Origin of the sequence: Geothrix sp. 21YS21S-2 (genome assembly GCF_030846775.1) — a bacterium.
Classification (GTDB): Bacteria; Acidobacteriota; Holophagae; order Holophagales; family Holophagaceae; genus Mesoterricola.
Genome location: NZ_CP132910.1, coordinates 2,709,104 through 2,722,666, shown reverse-complemented (window position 1 = coordinate 2,722,666; position 13,563 = coordinate 2,709,104). Strand labels below are relative to the sequence as shown.

The window sequence follows — 13,563 nt, the reverse complement described above, 5'->3', positions numbered from 1 at the left end:
TACATCGTATAACGGTGTTTCATGCGGGCGCCAGCGCCGATTCGTCCCCGTGACGTTCGGGCCTATACTCATCCAACGATCGGCAACAGGGGGCGGGCCATGGGCATCGGACACTTGGCGTGGAAGGGTTTCATCCGGCTCGCCCTGGGGCTTTCCCTTGCGGCCGCCGAACCCGCCCCCCTGCGCATCGGCGTGGCGCCCCACACCAGCGCCCGGGTGATCCTGGAGCTCTACCAGCCCCTGCGGACCCACCTGGAAAAGGCCCTGGCCCGGCCCGTGGAGATCCTCACGGCCCCCGACTTCACCGAATTCGCCCGCCGCGGCCTGGCCCAGGAGTACGACCTGGCCATCACCACCGGCCATCAGGCGCGGCTCTTCCAGGCCGACGCCGGCTACCTGCCCCTCCTCACCTACAAGGCCGACTTCAGGGCCGTGGCCATGGTCGCGACCAAGGGGAAGGTGAAGGCGGTCCGGGACCTCAAGGGCACCACCGCCATCGGCCTCAGCCCCACCTCCCTGGTCACCCTGTGGGGCCAGCACTGGCTGAAGGCCCAGCACCTCGCCGAGGTGCCCGTGCGGTACGTGAGCGCCGCCGACAGCGTCGCCCAGCTGCTCCTGGCGGGCGAGGGCAGCGCGGGGTTCGTGTCCCTGGCCAACTTCCAGAAGCTGCCCCCCGAGGTCCAGGCCGGCCTGCGGATCCTTGCGGAGAGCCAGCCCATGGCGGGCCGGGTCTACGTGCTCAACGCCCGCAATGCCCCCCAGAAGGCGCGGATCGACGCGGCCCTGTGGGCCTTCGCGGCCTCAAGGGAGGGCGGGGCCTACTTCGAGGCCAACAAGCTCGAGGGCTACCGCAAGCTGAAGCCAGGCGAGCTCAAGGCCATGGATCCGTACGCCGCCGAGGTCCGGGCGACCCTCAAGGCCCCATGAGCATCCACCCTCCCTGGAGGTCCGTCCGGGGCCGCCTCCTCATCGCCGCGGTGGCGGTGGAGGCGGCGATGCTCACGCTGCTGGTGGCCAACAGCCTGCGGCTCCTGTCGGGGCACATGACCGAGCAGGCAGCGAACCACGCCGCGCAGATGACCCCCGTGCTCAACGCGGCCCTGGTGGCGCCCCTGGCCCAGCGGGACTTCGCGACCCTCCAGGCCATCCTGGAGGAGAGCCGGGCCCGCCAGGGGATCGAATACCTCTCCGTGCTGGACGCCACCGGCAGGATCGCCGCCCAGAGCGGCTGGCCCCGGGACAAGCCCCTGCCGGAGCCCGACCACGCCTTCCACCTCTTCGGTCCGGGCAGCAGGCCCACCTACAACGTGGCCTCCCCGGTGGAACTGGCCGGGCAGAAGCTGGGCACCCTCCGGTTCGGGCTGGACCTCCGCCAGATCATCGCGGCCCATCGCCAGCTGCTGACCCAGGGGCTGCTCATCGCCCTGGGCGAGCTGGTGCTCACGACCGGGCTCATCACCCTGCTCGGGCTGTGGCTCACCCGGCAGCTGGCCCACCTCACCCAGGCCAGCGAGTGGGTGGCCGCGGGCCGGCTCACCTTCCCGCCGGTGGCCGAGGGGCCCGACGATGTGGGGCGCCTGGGCACCGCCTTCAACGCCATGTCCCGGGCGGTGCTGGAGCGGGTGGAGGACCTCACCGCCGCACGGGACGCGCTGGAAAGGGGGCGGGACGAACTGGTGGCGGCCAAGGAGGCGGCGGAAGCCGGCGCCCGGTCCAAGGCGGCCTTCCTGGCCTCCATGAGCCATGAGATCCGGACCCCCATGAACGGCATCCTGGGCATGACGGACCTGGCCCTGGGCTCGGACCTGGCCCCGGAGCAGCGGGAGCAGCTGGGCTGGGTGATGTCCTCCGCCGAGAGCCTGCGCACCATCCTCAACGACATCCTGGACTTCTCGAAGATCGACGAAGGCTACATGGGCCTGGAGATCCGGCCCTTCCACCTGCCGGCCCTCCTGAAGGAGGTGGCGGGCCCCATGGCGGAGGTGGCCCGGCAGAAGGGGCTGGCCCTGGAGACCCGGCTCGGTCCCGGCCTTCCCGGGCGGGTGCTGGGCGACTCCCACCGGCTGCGCCAGGTGCTGAACAACATCCTGTCCAACGCCCTCAAGTTCACGATGGAAGGCCGGATCGTGCTGGAGGCCGACGCCGTGGAGGAGGGCCGGGTGCGCTTCTCCGTCACCGACACCGGCATCGGGATCCCCGAGGACAAGCAGGTGGAGATCTTCTCGCCCTTCTCCCAGGCGGATTCCTCCACCACCCGGCGCTTCGGGGGCACGGGCCTCGGGCTGGCCATCGCCCACAAGCTGGTGGCCCTCATGGGCGGGCGCCTCGGACTCGAGAGCGCCGTGGGGCGCGGGAGCCGCTTCGAGTTCACCCTCCCCTTCGACGGGGCGCCCGAGGCGAAGTCCCCGTCCGAGGCGGCCGTCTCCGGACCCGAACCCGTCCCTGAAGGGACCCGGGTGCTCCTGGTGGAGGACACGCCCGTGAACCAGGCCCTGGGGCGGAGCATCCTCCGGAAGGCCGGCTACCAGGTCTCCCTGGCCAAGGACGGCGTGGAGGCCCTGGAGATGATGGAGACGGAGACCTTCAGCCTGGTCCTCATGGACATGCAGATGCCCCGCATGGACGGCCTGGAGGCCACCCGGCGGATCCGCGCCATGGAGCGCGCCCGGGGCGCCGCCCACGTGCCCGTGGTGGCCCTCACCGCCAACGCCCTGGACTCCGACCGCCAGCGCTGCCTGGAGTCGGGCATGGACGCCTTCCTGGCCAAGCCCTTCAAGATGGAGGAAGTGATCGAGCTCGTCACGCGGTTCGCGGGCATCTGACGTGGAGGCGCGCGTGGTCCGGACCTTCCTGCTGGCCCTCCTGCTGGTCCAGGTCCTCTGGGCGGGTCCGGTTCGCACCCGCGCCGCGGGGCTGGCCGGGCCGGGGATCGCGCTGTTCCTGCCCGAGGGGCTGGAGCCCGCGCCCTCCCCCAGCCTCCTCCGGGCGCCGCGCATCGGGGCGCCGCTGCCCCGGGCCTGGAAGCTCCGGCCCGCCTTCGGCGCCGGCGGCGGTCGTTCCACCGCCCACCTCGACTGCGGACCCGGCGTGGACCTCTACGGCACGGGCGAGGTCACCGGCCCCCTGCGGCGCAACGGCTCCCGGATCCGGCTCTGGAACACCGACAACTACGGCTACGGCAAGGACGGAGGCCGGCGCCTCTACCAGAGCCACCCCTGGGTGCTGGGCGTGCGGCGCGACGGCACTTCCTTCGGCGTCCTCTTCGATTCCAGCTGGAAGGCCGAGCTCAGCTGCGAGGAGGGCGTCACCTTCTCCTGCCAGGGCCCCGCCTTCCCCGTCCTGGTCATCGAACGCCCCGGCCCGCTGGCGGTGCTGGCGGCCCTCGGGGACCTCACCGGCCGCATGGAACTGCCGCCCCTGTGGGCCCTGGGCTACCAGCAGTGCCGCTATTCCTACGAGCCCGAGGCGCGGGTGCGCGAAGTGGCCCGGGAGTTCCGGTCGCGGGGCATCCCCTGCGACGTCCTCTGGCTGGACATCGACTACATGGACGGATACCGCGTCTTCACCTTCGACCCGGCGAAGTTCCCGGACCCGGCCAGGCTCAACGCGGACCTCCACGGCCAGGGCTTCCGCACCGTGTGGATGATCGACCCGGGGGTGAAGGCGGACTCCGGCTACGCCGTCTTCCGGTCCGGCGCCGGCGGCTGGGTGAAGACGGCTTCAGGCGAGGATTTCCAGGGCGACGTGTGGCCGGGGGCCTGCGTCTTCCCCGACTTCACCCGCCCCTCCGTGCGGGCGTGGTGGGCGGGCCTCTACGGCCCCTTCCTGGCCCAGGGGGTGGATGGCGTGTGGAACGACATGAACGAGCCCGCGGTCTTCGGGACGCCGGACGGCACCATGCCCGAGGACAACCGCCATGCCGGCGGAGACGGCCTTCCCGCCGGCCCCCACCGCCAGTACCACAACCTCTACGGCAACCTCATGGCCCAGGCCACCCGGGAGGGCCTTCTGGCCGCGCGCCCCGGGCTGCGCCCCTTCGTGCTGAGCCGGGCCCAGTTCCTGGGGGGCCAGCGCCACGCCGCCACCTGGACGGGGGACAACACCTCCACGGAGCGGGACCTCCTGCAGTCCATCCCCATGACCTTGAACCTGGGCCTGTCGGGCCAGCCCTTCAACGGCCCGGACCTGGGCGGCTACGCCGGCAGGGCGACCGCCGACCTGTGGGCCCGGTGGAGCGCCGTGGGGGCCTTCTTCCCCTTCTGCCGCGGCCACGCCGCCAAGGGCCCCCAGGACAAGGAGCCCTGGGCCTTCGGCGAGTCCGCCGAGCGCACCGCGCGCATCGCCCTGCTGCGCCGCTACCGGCTCCTGCCCTACCTCTACACCTGCTTCGAGGAGGCCTCGCGCACGGGGGTCCCGGTCATGCGCCCGCTCTTCCTGGCCGACCCCGGCAACCCCGCCCTGCGCAGCGAGGAACGCGCCTTCATGATCGGGCCGGACCTGCTGGTGGTGCCCGCCTGGGCCCAGGACGCCCCGAAGCCCAGGGGCGCGTGGATCCCGCTGGCCCTGGTGGAGGGCGAGGCAGGGGACCCGCTCCAGGCCCGGCTCTTCCTGCGCGCCGGCGCCATCCTGCCCCTGGGGCCGGAGATCCTGACCACCCGCGACGCCCCCGAGGGGGCCACGACGCTGCTGGTGGCGCTCGACGCCCGGGGTCGCGCCACGGGCCGGATCTACGCCGACGCGGGCGACGGATTCTCGTACCGCACCGGCGACTTCCGCCTGGCCACCTACGAAGCCAGGCGGAAGGGAAGGGGCGTGGGCCTGAGGCTGGCCGTCGTGCGCGGCGGCCGCCCCCCCGCGGCCCGGCCGCCACGGGTGGTCCTGCTTCACTGAGGCCGGAAGGCCGCGATCACCGTGACCTCGGCCATCCCGCGGGCCCGGGCGGCCACGGGGGTGAAGCCCTTCGGGGGAAGGACGGGGGCGATGGTGCCGATGATCGCGTCGTTCACCAGGACGCTCAGCCCCGTGTCGGGGCCGATGGCGAACACGGCGCCCTGCCGCACCGCCATCCGGGTGGTGCCGATGGCCGGGATCCCGACCATCGCCGCCTGGTGAAGCAGCTGGGTGGCCTGGGGCGAACCGTCCCGGACCAGGGGGTCGCGGGGCAGGAGGACGACGTAGTCGGGCCTTCGCCCGTATTTGACCAGGTTGCAGGCCCGGCCGATCTGGTCGCGGCGGGTGAGGTCGATCACCGTGAGGATGGTGCCGTCGCCCGCCTCCCGGGCCAGGGCCAGGATCTCCGCCTGGGAGTGGCGGTAGTTGGCGACGACGCAGAGGTGCGCCTTCTCGGGCCAGGTGGCCCGGACGGCCTCCATGAGGGGGCCGAAGTCCGTGGCCTGGGCGGTCGCGGCAAGGAGGAAGGGAAGGACCAGCACGTTGGCGTTCATGGGAACCTCCGGACAAGGATGGTTGGTTGCAGGCGGACGAAAGATCCGTTGGCCCCGTCCCGGCGTCCACTGGAATCCGGCTGAACCTTTCCTGCACCGGACCTGTATCGGCGACTTCCCCTTGAAGGCGGCGGCGTTAAAATGGCTCCCCTGGAAATCCCCGGCATGTACCCACTCCCTCGGTCCACCCTCCGGCGCTTCCTTTTCGACGGCTTCGAGGCCGACGCAAGGACGGGTGAACTGCGGCGCAGCGGCGAGCGGGTCCCCCTCCAGGACGTGCCCTTCCGCTTCCTCGTGGCGGTGCTGGAGCGGCCGGGCGAACTGGTGACCCGCGAAGAGCTCCGGCAGCGGATCTGGCCCAGCGGCGTGAACCTCGATTTCGAAAGCGCCCTGGACACGGCCGCCCGGAAAGTGCGCCAGGCCCTCGGCGATACCGCCCGGCCCCACCTGTACCTGGAGACCCTGCCCGGCAAGGGCTACCGCTTCACCGGCAAGGTGGCGGCGGAGGCCGACCCGCCAGAGACCACCCTCCGCCAGCGTCTGGCGGTCACCCCGGGGATCCGCATCGAGGCCCGGCCGAAGCGCCGGCCCCGATGGCTCCTTCCCGCCGCCCTGGCCGCGGCGGCTTGCCTGCTCATGCTGAAGACCTGGGAACCGGCCCGCCCCGGGGGCCGGAGCCCCAGCCTGGTGGTCCTGCCCGCCAAGGTGCTCGGAAGCGCCGATTCCGCGTTCCTGGGCGACGGCATCCCCGACACGCTCTCCACCTACCTGGCGGGGGTCCGGGGCCTGGAAACCCGGATGCCCCCCAGCGGCTCCCAGGTCGCTGCCGTGCAGGGGGACCTGGGGCGGGTGGCGGCGGCCTACCAGGTGGAATACCTGGTGATTCCCACGGTGCTGGAGGAGGACGGGCACCTCCGGCTGGACCTGAAGCTGGCCGAGGCGGGAACCCGGAAGGTGCGGTGGGCCGGGCAGTTCGAGGGGACCCGCGCCACCTACAACGGGCTGCTGAGAGAGGCCGCCCAGGGTCTGGCCGGGTTCCTGAAGCCGGGCTGGGACGCCACGGGAGGCATGGGCCTGGCCGCCTTCCGCTCCGAGGTGGCACTGGCCCTGCGGGAGGGCAAGTACTTCCAGGCCCGCTACGACGCGACCGGCGAAGCCGCGAATTTCGACCGGGCCCTGGCCGCGTTCCGCAGGGCCCAGGCCCTGGAACCGGCCAGCGCGGTGCTGATGGCCGAGATCGGGGGCCTGTTCGGAACCCAGTTCTTCGATACCCGCGACCCCAAGGCCGCCGCCGAAGCGGCGCGCTGGACGGACCGGGCCCTGGCCCTGGACCCCCGGTGCGGACAGGCCTGGGGGGTGCGGGTCTGGATCGAGACCAACCGCACGAAAGTCGACCCGGAGGCCGCCCTGGAGGCCGTGTTCAAGGCGGTCAGGTTCGCGCCGGAAGACGCCCGGACCTATATCCAGCTTGGCTCCGTCGCGCCCACCGCCTCCTTCCAGGCGGCCTGCGGCCGCCGCGCCATGGCCCTGGACCCCCTGAACACCCTGGGCTACGCCTGGGACGCCATGTGCCTGGGCCAGCTGGGCCGGGAAGGGGAGGCCCTGGGGGTCCTGGACCGGGCGATCCCCCTGGAGGCCCGGCCCGGATTCTGCACCTGGCTCAGGTTCTGGTGCCTGTTCCGGGCGGGACGCACCGGGGAGGCGAAGGCGGCCTATACGGAGGCATCCTGGGCCGGAGCCTCCCGGCTCATGAAGCACCTGCTGGAGGAGGACCCGGCCGGGGGCAGGGACCTGGCCCGCAGGATGCTCGGCCGGTGGCAGCGCCGGGAGGCCGGCTCCATGGACCTGGCGAACCGCACCCTCTTCATCGCCCCCCTCCTGCTGAGGCTGGGCCTGACCGAGGAGGCCCAGGGGATCTTCTCCCGTTCCGCGGAGTCCGGCCTCGCGGCCGGCTACGACTGGCTCCTGGCGGCCCCCGAACTGGGACCCCTGCGGGGGGATCCCCGGTTCGACCGGACCCTCGAGGTTGCGCGCACCTACGCCCGGAGCTTCCTGGCCAAGGCCCAGGCGGCCCGGGCCCAGGGGGAGTTCCCCGCCCACCTGGAACCCGACCTGGCCGCGCTCGCGGAGCTCCTCGGGACGGCGGCGGAGGCCCCCCGGCCGAAAACTTCCGGCGCCAAAACTGCAGGAAGGGGTTAACCTGACCAGATGCCAGTTCTTTGGGTTTCCGATTTCGACCTGGACAAGCTCCAGTCCCTTCCTGAGGCGCTCCTGATGGCCATGGGCGCCATCGGCCAGGCCTCGGCCCGGGCCCATCTGGCCCAGACCCTCGTGCGCAGCCGCGTGGCTCCCCAGGCCGAGCCGTGGATCGCCAACCCCGCGGCCATGACGCCCATGCTCAGCCTCCTGCGGGAGGCGGGCCTCGCCCAGGAGGAGCACAAGGGCTTCTGGTCCGTGGCCGAGGCCGCCCGGGAGGCGGTGTGCCGCCGGGCCCACCGCAAGGGCCTGCTCAAGCCCCTCTCCGTGGCCGGGCAGTGCTCGTACGACGCCGGCAAGGTCCTCCTGGACACCCTCGGACGGGACCTGGCGGCGTTCCGCCTGGCCTTCCTGGAGGGGCGCACCGAGGACTGGCTGACGGCCCAGGAGAAGGTCCGCGCCGCCCACCGGGCCGCGCTGGCCTTCCGGGACCCCCTGGCCCTCATCTGCTCCCGCCCCTTCGACGCGGCCTGGTTCGAGGCCCTGCCTCCGGCCCAGCAGAGCCACGGCGCCTGGGCCCTCCTGCACGACCAGACCGTGCACCACCACGCCAACGAGCCCTTCCGGGCCTGGCTGGAGGCCCGGAGCCGCACCCGGCCCAGCCCCCTGGGACCCATGCTGGAGTACCTGGTCATGGAAGGGCGGGTGGAGGAGGCCCGGACCCTGCTGGACAAGCTCCAGCCCAAGCAGCGCGCCCTGGTCCCCATCGCCCTGCTGGAGGCCGCCATGAACCTCGTCCAGGGCCAGACCGCGGCCGCCGCCGGCGGCTTCGAGACCGTCCTGGCCGCGCTCGGCCAGGGCAGCCGGCGCAAGGCGGTCCACCTGCCCGGGCTCATGGACATCTTCTGCTTCCTGGCCTTCGTGGGACGGGGGGACGACACCGGCCTGCGCATGGCCGCCGAGCGGCTGGAGCTCCTGGGCCGGCGCCAGCCCGGGGATCCCCTCAGCACCGTGGCCGAGCCCCTGCAGCGGCTCCTCCTCCACCGCACCGGCCTGCCCCTGCGCGAGGAACTCCCGCCCCGGGTCCGCCCCGCGGGGGTCATGCGGTTCGTGGACGTGCTCTGCGGCTACCTGTGCGAGGCCCGGATCGCCCCGGCCGCGCTCGAAGGCGCCCAGCAGGAGCTGGCCGGCCTGCCCCTGGGCCTGTTCGCCCGCGAGCTGGAGGAGATGGGCCGCCGCAGCCGCGGCGCGCTCTCCACGGGACGCTTCCCCTTCCTGGACCTGGTGCAGCACAGCGAGAGCTGGGAGAAGGCCCTGGAGGACCTGCACGGCCTGGTCAAGCCCATGGCCAGCCAGCGCCCCGGGCGCCTGGCCTGGTGGGTGTGGCGCAACGCCGAAGGCAAGGCCCCCTTCATCATCGAGCCCCGGGAGCAGCGCCTGGACGCGCGCGGCCAGTGGACCCGCGGCAAGGCCATCTCCATGAAGCGGCTCAAGGAGGAGAGCCGCGCCTACGACTTCCTCCTGCCCCAGGACCAGGCCGTCATCGCCTGCGTGCGCGAGGGCTGGAAGGGCTTCGAACTCAACCTGGACGGGGCCCTGCAGGCCCTGGTGGGCCACCCCCTGGTGTTCTGGACCGAAGGCGAGGTGGACCAGGCCTCGCGGGTGGAGGTCGTGGCCGGCCAGCCCGAGCTGCGCGTGACCCGCAAGGGGCAGGTGCTGGAGCTGCGCCTGGAGCCGCCCCTCGAGGAGGGCGACGTGATGGTGGTGAACGACGGGCTCTTCCGGGTGCGGGTCATCACCGTGACGTCCGCCCACCGCAAGCTCGAGGGCATCGTGGGCCACGGCCTCCAGGTGCCCCTGGCCGCCGAGGCCCAGGTGCTCAAGGCCCTGCGCGCCGTGGCCCCCATGGTGACCATCCACTCCGACGTGGCCGTCAAGGACGAGGCCGCCCGCAAGGCCGGCATGGCCAAGGTGGACGGCGACCCCGGCATCCAGCTCCTGCTCATGCCCTTCCACCAGGGCCTCAAGGCCCAGCTGCGCGTGGAGCCCCTGAAGGGGGGCGGCTACTACCCCCCGGGCCAGGGCGGCTCCAACCTCATGGTCGAGCACCAGGGCGCCACCCGCCTGGTGGCGCGCGACCTCCAGGCCGAGACCGCGGCGGCCGAGGCCCTGCTGGAGGCCCTGCCCACCCTGCCCCTGGAGGAGGGGCGCTCGGAGTGGATGATCGACGATCCCGAAAGCTGCATGACCCTCCTGCTGGAGCTGGAGAACGCCAAGGGCCTGGCCGCGGTGCAGTGGCCCGAGGGCGGGCGCCTCAGCCCGCCCCGCACCATCGGCATGGACGCCATGAGCCTGCGCCTGAAGCGCCACGGCACCTGGTTCGACGCCGAGGGGGAGCTCAAGCTGGACGAGGGCCGCGTGGCCAGCCTCCAGGAGCTCCTGCAGGCCTCGGAGAAGCCCGGGGCCCGCTTCGTGAAGCTGGGCGACGGCCGCGTCTACGCCCTGGCCGAGACCTTCCGCCGGCGCCTGGACGACCTGCGCGCCCTGGGCGAGGTGCAGGGCGGCGCCCTGCGGCTGCCCGGCCTGGGCGCCCTGGCCCTGGAGGGCCTGGCCGGCGAGTTGGGCGAGTTCAAGGCCGACAAGGCCTGGACGGGGCTCCTGGAGCGGCTCCACGGGGCCATGGGCCTGGAGCCCGCGGTCCCCGGGGGCCTCCAGGCCGAGCTCCGCCCCTACCAGACCGAAGGCTGTCACTGGATGCTGCGCCTGGCCGAGGCGGGCCTGGGGGCCTGCCTCGCCGACGACATGGGCCTGGGCAAGACCGTCCAGACCCTGGCCATGCTCCTCGCCCGGGCCGGGGCCGGCCCCGGCCTGGTCGTCGCCCCCACCAGCGTCTGCTCCAACTGGGAGGCCGAGGCGCAGAAGTTCGCGCCCCAGCTCAACGTGAAGCGCTTCGGGGAAGGGGACCGGGAGGCCTCCCTCAAGGGCGCCGGCCCCTACGACCTCTTCATCTGCACCTACGGCCTGCTCTCGCTCGAGGCCGAGCGGCTCCAGCGCATCCCCTGGGCCACCGCCGTGCTGGACGAGGGCCAGAACATCAAGAACGCCTTCACCAAGCGCAGCCAGGCCGTCATGGACCTCCAGGCCGGCTTCCGGGTGCTCCTGTCGGGCACGCCCGTGGAGAACCACCTGGCCGAGCTGTGGAACCTCTTCAACTTCCTCAACCCCGGCCTGCTGGGGTCCCTGGACCAGTTCCGCAAGCGGTTCCAGGAGCCCATCGAGCGGGACCAGGACGCCGAGGCGGTCTCGCGCCTGCGGCGCATCGTCAGCCCCTTCCTCCTGCGCCGCACCAAGGCCCAGGTGCTCACGGAGCTGCCGGCCCGCACCGAGATCGTGCTGGCCCTGGAGCCGTCGGAGGCCGAGATGGCCTTCCTGGAGGCCCTGCGCCGCCAGAGCCTGGAGGCCCTGGACGGAACCCCCGGCCAGACCATGCAGGTGCTGGCCTCCCTCATGCGCCTGCGCCGCGCCTGCTGCAACGTGTCCCTGGTGCAGGACAACGCCGACATCCCCTCCTCCAAGCTGGAGGCCTTCCTGGACCTGGTGGACGAGCTGCGCGAGAACGGCCACCGGGCCCTGGTCTTCAGCCAGTTCGTGGACCACCTGGGCCTGCTGCGCGCGGCCCTGGACGCCCGCGGCGTCAGCTACCAGTACCTGGACGGCTCCACCCCCGCCAAGAAGCGCAGCGCCGCCGTCAAGGCCTTCCAGGCCGGGGAGGGGGAGCTCTTCCTCATCAGCCTCAAGGCCGGCGGCACCGGGCTCAACCTCACGGGCGCCGACTACGTCATCCACATGGACCCCTGGTGGAACCCCGCCGTGGAGGACCAGGCCTCGGACCGCGCCCACCGCATCGGCCAGACCCGGCCCGTGACGGTGTACCGCCTCGTCCTCAAGGGCACCGTGGAGGAGAAGATCCTCAGGCTCCACGAACAGAAGCGGCAGCTCGCCGAGGACCTCCTCAGCGGCACCGCCGTCGCCGCCCAGCTCGACGCCGCCGCGCTGCTGGCCCTCCTGAAGGACGCCTGATGACCCACGAGCCCGTGAAGATCGGCGACGTCGCCTACCTGCGCATCGTTTCCGTCAAGGACGCCGGGGCCTTCCTGGCCTGGGGCCAGCCCAGGGACCTCCTCCTGCCCTGGAGCGAGGTGAAGTTCGAGCAGAAGCGCCGCATCGCCGAGGGGCGCAGGATCATGGTCTGCGTGTTCGAGGCCGACGACGGCCGGGTGGCGGCCTCGGCGCGCCTGGACGACTTCCTCCGGGACGAGGCCGAGGGCTACCGCGCCGGCGACAAGGTCACCGTCCTGGTGGACGAGCCCACCGACCTGGGCCTGCGGGTCATCGTGGACCACCGCTACTACGGCCTCGTGCACACGTCCGACCTCTTCGGAAGCCTGCCCCGGGGGCACCGGCAGGACGGCTGGGTCAAGGCCCTGCGCCCCGACGGCAAGCTCGACATCGCCCTTGCCGCCCCCGGCTACGCCAAGGTGGAGTCCGCCGCCGAGAAGGTCCTGGCCGTGCTGGCCCGCAAGGGCGGCCACCTGAAGGTGGGCGACAGGACCCCTCCCGAGGAGATCTACGCCCTGTTCGGCATCAGCAAGAAGGTCTTCAAGCAGACCCTGGGCGCCCTGTACAAGGGCCGGAAGATCACCATGGACGACGCGGGAATCCACCTGGCGGAGTAGCCGCGGCCGTCGATCCTGATATCGTGGTGCACCCGCCGAGGAGTCCCGCCATGCCGCTGACCACGGACGTGCTCATCCAGGAACTGGCCTTCGACACCGTCCCCACCGGCGGCACGCCGGCCCTGGCCCTCAAGGTCCAGCGCCTCACCGCGACCCTGGGCGACCCCTGGCTCGAGAAGATGTGCCGCCTGGGCCTTGCCGCCGCGGCCGGCAAGTCGCCGGTGGGCATCTCCTACGTAGCCTCCCGCTTCCTTCCCGACGGCGCAGAGCTGACCTTCAAGGCCGGGGAGGGGTTCATGAGCCTGAGCCCCACGCTCCGCCTGGAGGTGGCCGGGGAGGGCGCGGGGCAGGTGCGGATCAAGGTGGCCGAGATCCGTTCCGCCATGCCCGTGGAGAAGATCGTCGGCCCCTTCCTGGACAAGCTGATCGACAGCCTCTGCGCCCGCCCCGGCGTGCAGCGCCACCCCACGGAGCCCAGGGCCGTCCTGGTGTCGATGAATACGATGCTGCAGGCGCGGGGGCTGACGTTCAGCGAGGATGCCCTGTGGATGGTCAGCGGCCAGCCGGGGGAGTTGACCATTCAGCTCCAGTCCAAGGATCTGCCGCCCAGCTAGACATCATGTTCATCCTTCTTCATCGGCGTTCCTCCACGTTCCCTTCCTTGGAGCCGGGGCTTTCGGCGCGAGGGTCCATTGGCGTGGAGCGCCGCGGCTCCCTGCCCCCAAGAAGGGAACGGGGAGGAACGCCGATGGACTGGATAGAGGGGGATGGGGGAAGGCTGGTCAGACCCTGGACCCGATCACGACGAATGCCATACCAAAAAACCTAATCCCTGTGCACCGTGTCGGGATGGAACCCGGGCAGGCAAACCGCCACGTACTCCGCCCCCCCCGCCCCCGGCGCGCTGTAGCGCACCCACTGCCCCGCCCGGGTGATCACGGCCTGATTGGCCTGCACCTCGGTCACGCCCTCCCGGGTCTCCACCCGCAGGGTCCCGGCCAGCACCAGGGTGTACTCGTCGAACTCCGGCGTCTGCCCCGGCTCCATCCAGCCTTCGGAGGCCTTCATGCGGGCGATGCTCACCTCCGGGGTGCCCGAGGCCACGTTGCCCACGAACTCCTCGATGAGCTTGGGTTTGTTGCCCTCGGGGCGGAGGACGAAAGGCTGCGTGACGAGCTGGACCATGG

At 72.2% G+C, this 13,563-nt stretch carries 9 protein-coding genes; 7 read left to right on the top strand and 2 right to left on the bottom strand.

Annotated elements, in window-relative coordinates; translation table 11 throughout:
• Positions 1-99: 99 nt before the first annotated feature.
• Genes RAH40_RS11895 through RAH40_RS11885 form a run of 3 tightly spaced genes read left to right on the top strand, consistent with a single transcriptional unit; the run spans position 100 to position 4,890 of the window.
• Positions 100-927 (top strand): phosphate/phosphite/phosphonate ABC transporter substrate-binding protein, encoded by an 828-nt coding sequence (locus RAH40_RS11895; RefSeq protein ID WP_306597751.1) that lies wholly within the window; start codon positions 100-102, stop codon positions 925-927.
• Complete coding sequence (locus RAH40_RS11890; RefSeq protein WP_306597750.1) at positions 924-2,822, top strand: ATP-binding protein; 1,899 nt, start codon at positions 924-926, stop codon at positions 2,820-2,822. The genes RAH40_RS11895 and RAH40_RS11890 overlap by 4 nt, the downstream gene beginning before the upstream one ends.
• Positions 2,823-2,835: 13 nt before the next feature.
• Positions 2,836-4,890 (top strand): TIM-barrel domain-containing protein, encoded by a 2,055-nt coding sequence (locus RAH40_RS11885; protein ID WP_306597749.1) that lies wholly within the window; start codon positions 2,836-2,838, stop codon positions 4,888-4,890.
• Here RAH40_RS11885 and RAH40_RS11880 read toward each other — a convergent pair.
• Positions 4,884-5,444: a hypothetical protein gene (locus RAH40_RS11880; protein WP_306597748.1), complete on the bottom strand. Its 561-nt coding sequence runs from the start codon at positions 5,442-5,444 to the stop codon at positions 4,884-4,886. The two genes, RAH40_RS11885 and RAH40_RS11880, sit on opposite strands and share 7 nt — an antisense overlap.
• Before the next feature lie 165 nt (positions 5,445-5,609).
• On the opposite strand from RAH40_RS11880, the gene RAH40_RS11875 reads away from it, so the two are divergent.
• The 4 genes from RAH40_RS11875 to RAH40_RS11860 are packed head-to-tail and all read left to right on the top strand — an operon-like array spanning position 5,610 to position 12,990.
• The gene (locus RAH40_RS11875) at positions 5,610-7,643 is read left to right on the top strand and encodes a winged helix-turn-helix domain-containing protein (RefSeq protein ID WP_306597747.1); all 2,034 of its coding nucleotides are present in this window, start codon (positions 5,610-5,612) and stop codon (positions 7,641-7,643) included.
• Between the two features lie 9 nt (positions 7,644-7,652).
• Positions 7,653-11,720 carry a DEAD/DEAH box helicase gene (locus tag RAH40_RS11870; protein ID WP_306597746.1) on the top strand — a complete coding sequence of 1,356 codons (4,068 nt, stop codon included), beginning with the start codon at positions 7,653-7,655 and terminating at the stop codon, positions 11,718-11,720.
• The gene (locus RAH40_RS11865) at positions 11,720-12,376 is read left to right on the top strand and encodes a S1 RNA-binding domain-containing protein (RefSeq protein WP_306597745.1); all 657 of its coding nucleotides are present in this window, start codon (positions 11,720-11,722) and stop codon (positions 12,374-12,376) included. The genes RAH40_RS11870 and RAH40_RS11865 overlap by 1 nt, the downstream gene beginning before the upstream one ends.
• Before the next feature lie 50 nt (positions 12,377-12,426).
• Positions 12,427-12,990 (top strand): hypothetical protein, encoded by a 564-nt coding sequence (locus tag RAH40_RS11860; protein ID WP_306597744.1) that lies wholly within the window; start codon positions 12,427-12,429, stop codon positions 12,988-12,990.
• 211 nt (positions 12,991-13,201) lie between these two features.
• Here the strand turns inward: RAH40_RS11860 and RAH40_RS11855 are convergent, their stop codons facing one another.
• Complete coding sequence (locus tag RAH40_RS11855) at positions 13,202-13,561, bottom strand: hypothetical protein (RefSeq protein WP_306597743.1); 360 nt, start codon at positions 13,559-13,561, stop codon at positions 13,202-13,204.
• Positions 13,562-13,563: the final 2 nt, after the last annotated feature.

Coding starts and splice junctions, on each gene's coding strand:
- RAH40_RS11860 (WP_306597744.1), top strand. CDS start 12,427: ATGCCGCTGACCACGGACGTGCTCATCCAGGAACTGGCCTTCGACACC.
- RAH40_RS11865 (WP_306597745.1), top strand. CDS start 11,720: ATGACCCACGAGCCCGTGAAGATCGGCGACGTCGCCTACCTGCGCATC.
- RAH40_RS11880 (WP_306597748.1), bottom strand. CDS start 5,444: ATGAACGCCAACGTGCTGGTCCTTCCCTTCCTCCTTGCCGCGACCGCC.
- RAH40_RS11870 (WP_306597746.1), top strand. CDS start 7,653: ATGCCAGTTCTTTGGGTTTCCGATTTCGACCTGGACAAGCTCCAGTCC.
- RAH40_RS11895 (WP_306597751.1), top strand. CDS start 100: ATGGGCATCGGACACTTGGCGTGGAAGGGTTTCATCCGGCTCGCCCTG.
- RAH40_RS11890 (WP_306597750.1), top strand. CDS start 924: ATGAGCATCCACCCTCCCTGGAGGTCCGTCCGGGGCCGCCTCCTCATC.
- RAH40_RS11875 (WP_306597747.1), top strand. CDS start 5,610: ATGTACCCACTCCCTCGGTCCACCCTCCGGCGCTTCCTTTTCGACGGC.
- RAH40_RS11855 (WP_306597743.1), bottom strand. CDS start 13,561: ATGGTCCAGCTCGTCACGCAGCCTTTCGTCCTCCGCCCCGAGGGCAAC.